We start from the raw sequence: 7,799 nt of genomic DNA, 5'->3' as shown, positions 1-7,799 counted from the left end.
CTGCCCTTCTCCCCGACCGGGAGCGACAGCCGGTGCGCGATCGTGCGGACGCCCGCTTCCAGGCTCTGGACGTGCGCAACCTGGCCGCGCCGGGCCAGCGCCCACTGATCGTGGCTGGCCTTCGTGACCGACCCGGCCCAGCGCGAGGAGGACTGCGGCGTGAGGGCGCGCTTGCGCTCGGCCCACCGCTCGCCGTCGTGCTCCAGCCCGGCCGCGCAGCGAGCCTTAAGGTCCCGGGAGGCGAGCGTGCCCAGATGGTCGCCGACCAGACGCAGCACCTCCTCGTCCCCGGCCGTCAGGCCCTTGAGCCGGTCGCGGACCGCCACACCGGACGGGCCCAGGGCGACGAACGGCGCCGCCGTCTCCCGCAACCCGCCCATCCCTTCCGCCTCCTCCCCGCGTCGGCCTGAGAACCCCTCACCGCACCCAACGACCACCACCGGCAAAGGTCACCCATTCGACGGAGAAACTCCTGTTCCCCTCCATGACGTTGCGCATCCCGAAGGGGAAGACGTGGTCCACCATTACCGCGGTCAGGATCGGCAGGACAAGCCCGAGCAGGATCAGCAGCAGGGAGACCCCCAGCAGTTGCAGGGATGTCCCGGGTGCCTGACGCAGGAACTGACGGACGTACCCCCGAAACGTCACGCCGGGTGGAACGGCGGCAGGACGCTCGAAGGCCTCGCCCGGTTCGCGGAGGATGATCACCTCGGTGAACCCGGCGTCGAACTCCTCTTCCGTGAACCGACAGCGTCCTCTGGCGGGATCCACCACATCGACGTACTTGTGCGACCACCGTTCGACGACGAGGAAGTGAGTGAACTCCCAGTGGACGATCGCGGGGAGTGACACGAAACGGAGATCGTTCCGCGGCAGCGAGACTGTCCTCACCCGCATTCCGTGGTCGCGCGCGGTCCTGACGATCTCCAGCGCGGAGACGCCGTCGCGGTCGACTCCACAGCGCGTCCGCAAATCCGACACAAGGAGGTCCCGCAGCCGTAGTCCGTTGAGCATCATCGCCAGGCAAGCGAGGCCGCATTCCCACTTCACTCATCTGTCTGACCTCGGGAACGCGCAGGGCGCGGCGGCCGAACCGGAAAAGGAAGTTCGTCACGAGGCACCGCCGACGGACCCGCTCAATCCGGGGAAGAACCCCAGGAGTTGCTGCGCCCTGGCCTGCACCCGGGTGCAAAAGAATTCAAGGTGAACGCTTCATGGACATGGCGATATCGGGCGCCCATGCCGTCGTGGCCGAAGAGGCAGACCGGCATGCGGACGCCCGAAGCGGCGTCTGCCCCATCGGGCAGCGGTGGCTGCACTGCCGTGAGCGGCCGAACGACTGTACCCAGCACGCTTCCTGAGGCAGTGTCAGAGTCAGAGAGGTCTGCCGCTGGACGTCCCAGGGAGCGAGAATGCCGGACCAGGTACACGACCACGACCATGACCACGAACACGACCGTCAACAAGCCGGCCACAGGCAGTCCGAGACCGACGACTCGCGACTGTTCAAGGCGGCAGCCGCGGGTCGCCCCGATGTTGTGGGCCCGTCGGGCATGGGCACGTTGCAGCGTGCCGTCGGCAACAGCGCGGTGGGCGCCATGCTGCAGCGGGAGCAGGACGAGGAATCCCCCTCGGCCTCCTCGACCCCCTCGACGTCCTCGCCTCAGCGCTCGCCCGTGCACGACGTCGTCGGGTCCGGCTCCGGGCAGACCCTCGGCGCCGATGTCCGCTCCGACATGGAGGCACGGCTCGGCGCGGACTTCTCCGACGTGCGGGTGCACACGGGCGACGCGGCGCACGAGTCCGCGAGGTCCGTCGGCGCGCACGCCTACACCGTCGGCAACGACGTCGTCTTCCAGCGGGACGCCTACGACCCGTCGTCCCATGCCGGGCGCACGACGCTCGCCCATGAGCTGACCCATGTGATCCAGCAGCGCAGCGGTCCGGTCGACGGGACCACGGCCCCCGGTGGGATCCGGGTCAGCGACCCCTCGGACCGGTTCGAGCGGGAGGCCAGTGCGAATGCCGAACGCGTCCTGTCCGCCCCCGCCCCCGCCCCTGCCGCACCGGCCGCGGAGCGGGCGGCGGCCGCCCCCGAGCCGGCCGCGGCGATCCAGCGGCAGGCCGAGGAAGCCGACGAGGAACCCGCCGACGTCCAGGGGCTGTTCGTGCAGCGGGCCGAGGAAGAGCAGCAGGAAGAACCGGGCGACGCATGACCGAGACGGCCCCCCGGGCTCCTGCCCGGGGGGCCGTGCCGGCTCGCCGTCCCCACGCGGCTCAGGCCGCGGAGGGGGAGGCGCTCGGGACGGACGCGGGCGCCTCCCGCAGCGTCCCGCCGACCAGCACCGACTCGTCGCACTGGGCCGGCGTCGGGCCGCCCACCGGCTTTCCCACCTGACTGCAGGTCACCGTCATGGTGATCTCGCCCCCGGCGGGCACCACGATCGGGGTGACGAAGTGGTAGTCCTGGTCACGGAAGTTCTGCAGCGCGAGCGTCAGCAGGGTCCGGCTCCCGGAGGAGATGACGACGGTGCCGGAGTCGCCCTGAGGGTTCTGCACCACGAGGTCGGTCAGGTCGAACGCCTGACCGGCCGGGACGCCGTACACCGTGTCGGACGTCGGGTCGCCGCCCACCGAGTCCTTGACCCCGGCCTGAGCGCTGCGCGGATCCCCCGCACCGCCACCCCCGCCCCCGCTTCCCGTCGTACCTCCGCCGCCGGTTCCGCCGCCCGTGCCTCCGCCGGTACTTCCGGCCCCCGATCCCGACCCGCCGCCGGAGCCCGGTGAGCCACCGCCCGCCGCATCCTGTCCCTTTCCGGCGGCGCCCGCCGAGGCGCCGGAGGAGCCACCGCCGCTCGCGGCGCCGGACGCGCCGGGGCTGGGCGACATCACCGCGGCCACCTGCTTCTTGGACTCCTCCCGCGCCGCCGACCGCACCACCGGGCGCAGCAGGGCGAACCACACGACGGCCAGGGCCACCACGGCGGCCACCGCCGCCGCCAGGGCGCGCGGCAGCCAGCGCGGCAGTATCGCGTTCTGCTGGTAGGCGCCGTCCAGGGGGACCGGCTCGTGCGGCGCCTCACCCGTGGGCGTCACCACCACCTGGAAGGGGTGCACGGCGGGAACACCGCGCCACAGCCGGCGCGCCGGACGCGCGGTGAGCCGCGACAACTCGGCCGCACCCGGGGCCAGTTCGATGGTCTCCCGGGAGAAGCGCAGCCGCACCCGGGAGCTGTCGCCCTGGGCCGCCAGCCGCACCGTCATCGGGATGTTGCCGCGGTTGTCGACGGCCACGTCCGTACGGCCGCGCCAAGCTCCCTCGAACCCGCGGGGCACCAGCTCCCCGGTGATCTCGGCGAACGGCAGGACCGTGACGACGCCCTCGGGGACCACCGCCGTGTCGGGGGCGCTGGTGGGCACCACCCGCACCGCGAACGGGACGTCCCCGGCCGGCACCTCCGAGCTCCGGGGCGGGCTCAGCGCGAGAACCGCGGTGCCCGTGCTGTCCGGATACAGCGAAAGGCTAGTTGGCTCGACGGTCGCCCAGGCCGCTGCCGGGCCCACGACCTCGAAGCGATACTCCTCCACCGTGCTGCCGGAGTTGCGTACCTGAAGGGGGACTTCGATCCGCCCACCAGGCTCGGCGGTCACAGCGGTCGTGTCCAGGCTCGCCGCAGTTGTCATGATCGGCACCGTAAAGCCGGTGGCGGCGGCCGACAGGGGCCGAGCAGGAAGACTTTCGGGAAGCTGAGGTGCCCATTGACGCCTTGTTGACTTTGCGTGGAGTCGCCTGCCGCATACTGCTCGACGCGCCGCGATGCGCTCGACCAGGGGGGAGACTGGTGTGGACCGGATAGTTGTGTGCCTGCGCGCCGATGACCCGATCTCCAGAGCGGGGGTCGCCACCCAACTGCGGCCCCGGCCGGAGATCCGGCTGCAGGAGGAGGGGGAGGAACCGGCGGCCGCCGTGGTGGTGGTCGTCGTGGACACCATAGACGAGGAGTCGCTGCGGACCCTTCGCCACATCCGGCGGACGACGGCGGCCCGGGTGGCGCTGGTCGCCACCCGCATCGACGACCAGCAACTGGTCGGCGCCGCCGAGTGCGGAGTGGCGGGCGTGCTGCGCCGGTCCGAGGCGACGCCGGAGCGGCTGGTGCAGGTGATCAACGCGGTGGCCAGGGGAGAGGGAAGTGTTCCCGCGGACCTGCTGGGCCGCCTGCTGGAGCAGGTCGGCCAGTTGCAGAGCCAGGTCCTCGCCCCGCGCGGCCTGAACTTCCACGGGCTCACCGACCGGGAGATCGAGGTCGTCCGACTGGTCGCCGAGGGGTACGACACCGGGGACATCGCCACCAAGCTCGCGTACTCCGATCGCACCATCAAGAACATCCTGCACGACCTCGTCACCCGCCTGCACTTGCGCAACCGCTCTCACGTCGTCGCCTACGCGCTTCGGCAGGGGCTGATCTGAAGAGGCCGGTCCGCCTCGGCGGGTGAGGGAGCGGCCGATTGCCCGGAGGGGCAGACCGCACTTCCCACAGGGGTGTCCCATGCGCCGCTCCGCCGAAGAGCGGCGCCGGGGACGGTGGGGCAGACGCCGATCTGGGAGGGGAAGTCGTGCGGTTGTTCCGGCTGCGGGCGGGCCTGTTGGCCTCGGTCCTCGCGCTCGGCGCGGTAGGGGCCGGCATCGGAGACACGGTGCCGCGGGCCCGGACGACGGCCTCGTCCCCCCTGTCGTCCCCCCTCTCGCCGTCCTCTTCTCCCTCCTCTCCCTCCTCTCCCACCTCTTCTTCGTCTTCTCCGAAGGCGTCGGTCCCGGTGTCCCCGGTCTCGCCGTCGCTGGTGGAGCAGTCGCTGAACCCCGGCGCCTCGATCACCGTCGCCAAGCGGGTGCGGACCCCGGCGGTGCCGCCCAAGCCGGACGTGGTGCTGCTGGTGGACAACACGGGGAGCATGGGCAGCGTCATCGCCAACGTGAAAGAAAACCTGCCCACGATCGTCAACCAGGTCTTCGACGTGCAGCCCGACTCCCGGTTCGCCGTCGCCAGCTTCGGCGACCAGAACGACCGGGAGGTCGGCGCTGCCCGACTCTTCCTCCTCCACCAGCCGTTCACCGACGACCGCGCCGCCATCCAGCGCGGCGTCGATCAACTGGACGCCGACTACGGCGACGACGTGCCGGAGGACTGGGGCAACGGGCTGTTCGAGGTGGCGACGGGGGCGGGCGGCCGGAACCCCTTCCGGGACGGGGCCACACCCGTCGTCGTCCTCGTCGGTGACGCCCCCACCCACGAACCGAGCAACAACCACTACCTGGCGGACGTCAAACAGACGCTCAAGGACCACGGCGTCAAGGTCCTCGCCGTCGGCGTCGGCGGAGACGGGCTCGACGAGTACGGCCAAGCCACACAGGTCACCGAGGCCACCGGCGGTACGTACCTCCGGGGCATCAACGCCGACGACGTGTCGAACGCCATCGTCCAGGGTCTGACGAACCTGCCGGTCGCCGTCGGCCACCGGCTCGTCGACTGCGACCGCTCGCTGAGCGTCTCGCTCTCCCCGCCGAGCGTCCAGCTGACCAGCGGTCAGACCGCCTCCTTCAGCGAGCAGATCACCGTGTCCCCGGACGCACCGCAGGGCTCCACGCTGACCTGCACGGTCCAGTTCACCCTCGGCCCGACAGCCGACCCGGCCTACCGGGAGCAGATCCGCATCACCGTCAACGACGTGACCGCGCCGGCGGTGACCGTCGACGACCGCACGGTGGAAGCCACCGGCCCGGACGGCGCGGTCGTCGACTACGCGGCCACCGCGCACGACAACGTCGACGGCGACGTCCCGGTGTTCTGCGAGCCGCCCTCCGGGACGCGCTTCCCCCTCGGGCGGACGACGGTCACCTGCACGGCGACCGACAGGGCGGGCAACATCGGCCGCGACACGGCTGTGTTCACCGTCGTCGACACCACCGCTCCGGTGGTGCGGGTCGACGACCGCACCGTCGAGGCGACCGGCCCCGACGGCGCCGTGATCACCTATCCGGCCACGGCCACGGACCTCGTGGACGGCGACGTCGCGGTGGTGTGCGAGCCGGCCTCCGGCTCGACATTCCCGATCGGCAAGACGACCGTCACCTGCACGGCGACCGACAAGGCCGGCAACATCGGCCGCGACACGGCCGAGTTCACCGTGACCGACTCGACCGGTCCCGTCGTCACCGTCGAGGACCGCACCGCGGAGGCGACCGGGCCCGGCGGCGCGGTCGTGGAGTACCCCGCGTCGGCGCAGGACACCGTCGACGGGCAGGTACCGGTCACCTGCGAACCGCCGTCGGGTTCGCTGTTCCCGATCGGGGCGACGACGGTGACCTGCACCGCGACGGACTCCCGCGAGAACACAGGTAAGGACACCGCCGTCGTCACCGTCGTCGACACGACCGCGCCCGTCGTGACCGTCGAGGACAAGACGGTGGAGGCCACCGGTCCCGACGGAGCGGTCGTGGAGTACAGCGCCACCGCCGTCGACATCGTGGACGGACCGACGAAGGTCACCTGCACACCGCCGCCCGGCTCCACCTTCCCGGTCGGGACGACCACCGTCACCTGCACGTCGACGGACGCGCACGAGAACACCGGCACGGACACCGCCGTGATCACGGTGCTCGACACGACCGCGCCCGTCGTCACCGTGGACGACCGCACCGAGCCGGCCACCGGACCCGAGGGCGCCGTGATCGAGTACACCGCCACGGCTCAGGACCTCGTCGACGGACCCGTGGCCGTCACCTGCACGCCCCTGTCCGGCTCCACCTTCCCGGTCGGCGAGACCACCGTGACCTGCACCGCGACCGACGCCGCCGGCAACACCGGCACCGACACGGCCGTCTTCACCGTCGTCGACGACGGCAAGCCCGTCGTGCAGGTGGACGACCGGACCGTACGAACCCTCAGCCGGGCCGGCGCACCCGTCACCTACACCGCCACCGCCCAGGACGTCGTCGACGGCGCCCTGCCCACCACCTGCACCCCGCGCTCCGGGTCGAACTTCCCGCTCGGGAAGACGACCGTCACCTGCACGGCGACCGACAAGGCGGGCAACACCGGCAGCGACACCGCCGTCGTGACCGTCATCCTGATCCCGCCCGTGCCGGTCGCGCCCGCCGCCGACCTCGCCGTCACCGTCGCCGCCGACCCGCAGCCCGCCTTCACCGGCGGCACCGTCACGGCGACGTTCACCCTCACCAACGCAGGACCGGACAACGCGACGAACGTCGTCCTGACCAGCGGGACACCCGGGACCGCCACCGTGGTGAGTCCCCAGGACCGCTGCACCGCCGCCCGCCCCTGCACCCTGCCGGCCGGCGGCCGCATCCAGGTCACCGCCAAGCTGTCGTACGACAAGGCCACCAGCGGCGCCCTGACCGCCCGGGTCGCCGGCACTCCCACCGACCCGCGTCCCGCCGACAACACCGACGCGCTCCGGCTCCGCGTCCTCCAGCCCGTGCTGACCGCCGGTCCCGTCGTCGCCCGGCTCGGCGACGTCGTCCTCGCCGAGGGCCGCGACTTCCCCGCCGGAACCCTCGTACAACTGAAGTGGAGTCAGGGCATCACCGCGGCGACCTTCCCGGTGCGGGTGGGCGCCGACGGAACGTTCCGCACCCAGGTCCTCGTCCTGCGCAAGGACCGGACCGGACCCCGGCTGCTGCGCGCCACAGGACCCGGATACGACCCGCTCACCGCGCAGGTCCTCGTCGTGCCCCGCAGCCTCCAGCCACCCGACTTCATCGGCCGCGGATGAGCGACGCG

General features: G+C 71.9%; 5 protein-coding genes and 1 pseudogene. 3 read left to right on the top strand and 3 right to left on the bottom strand.

The genetic code is table 11. The annotated features are described in order from the left end of the window. Both ACIBAF_RS14875 and ACIBAF_RS14870 read right to left on the bottom strand, forming a co-directional pair. Positions 1-380 (bottom strand): annotated as a pseudogene (locus tag ACIBAF_RS14875) (IS200/IS605 family accessory protein TnpB-related protein); the annotation flags it as partial. Positions 381-417: 37 nt separating this feature from the next. Next, positions 418-1,050 carry a cysteine peptidase family C39 domain-containing protein gene (locus ACIBAF_RS14870; protein ID WP_399463595.1) on the bottom strand — a complete coding sequence of 211 codons (633 nt, stop codon included), beginning with the start codon at positions 1,048-1,050 and terminating at the stop codon, positions 418-420. A 362-nt stretch (positions 1,051-1,412) separates the two neighbouring features. On the opposite strand from ACIBAF_RS14870, the gene ACIBAF_RS14865 reads away from it, so the two are divergent. Further along, the gene (locus ACIBAF_RS14865; RefSeq protein WP_399463594.1) at positions 1,413-2,216 is read left to right on the top strand and encodes a DUF4157 domain-containing protein; all 804 of its coding nucleotides are present in this window, start codon (positions 1,413-1,415) and stop codon (positions 2,214-2,216) included. Between the two features lie 61 nt (positions 2,217-2,277). Here ACIBAF_RS14865 and ACIBAF_RS14860 read toward each other — a convergent pair whose 3' ends face one another. Further along, the gene (locus tag ACIBAF_RS14860) at positions 2,278-3,684 is read right to left on the bottom strand and encodes a hypothetical protein (protein ID WP_399463593.1); all 1,407 of its coding nucleotides are present in this window, start codon (positions 3,682-3,684) and stop codon (positions 2,278-2,280) included. 160 nt (positions 3,685-3,844) lie between these two features. Here ACIBAF_RS14860 and ACIBAF_RS14855 point away from each other — a divergent pair, with 160 nt between their 5' ends. Together ACIBAF_RS14855 and ACIBAF_RS14850 are read left to right on the top strand one after the other, a co-directional pair. Then, the gene (locus ACIBAF_RS14855) at positions 3,845-4,468 is read left to right on the top strand and encodes a response regulator transcription factor (protein ID WP_334574944.1); all 624 of its coding nucleotides are present in this window, start codon (positions 3,845-3,847) and stop codon (positions 4,466-4,468) included. 347 nt (positions 4,469-4,815) lie between these two features. Continuing rightward, positions 4,816-7,791: an HYR domain-containing protein gene (locus tag ACIBAF_RS14850; protein ID WP_399463592.1), complete on the top strand. Its 2,976-nt coding sequence runs from the start codon at positions 4,816-4,818 to the stop codon at positions 7,789-7,791. Positions 7,792-7,799: the final 8 nt, after the last annotated feature.

The sequence above is a fragment of the Streptomyces sp. NPDC051677 genome, from assembly GCF_044453465.1.
Lineage (GTDB): Bacteria > Actinomycetota > Actinomycetes > Streptomycetales > Streptomycetaceae > Streptomyces.
Note: the sequence above shows the minus strand (reverse complement) of the source record. Positions and strands in the feature narration are given on the sequence as shown.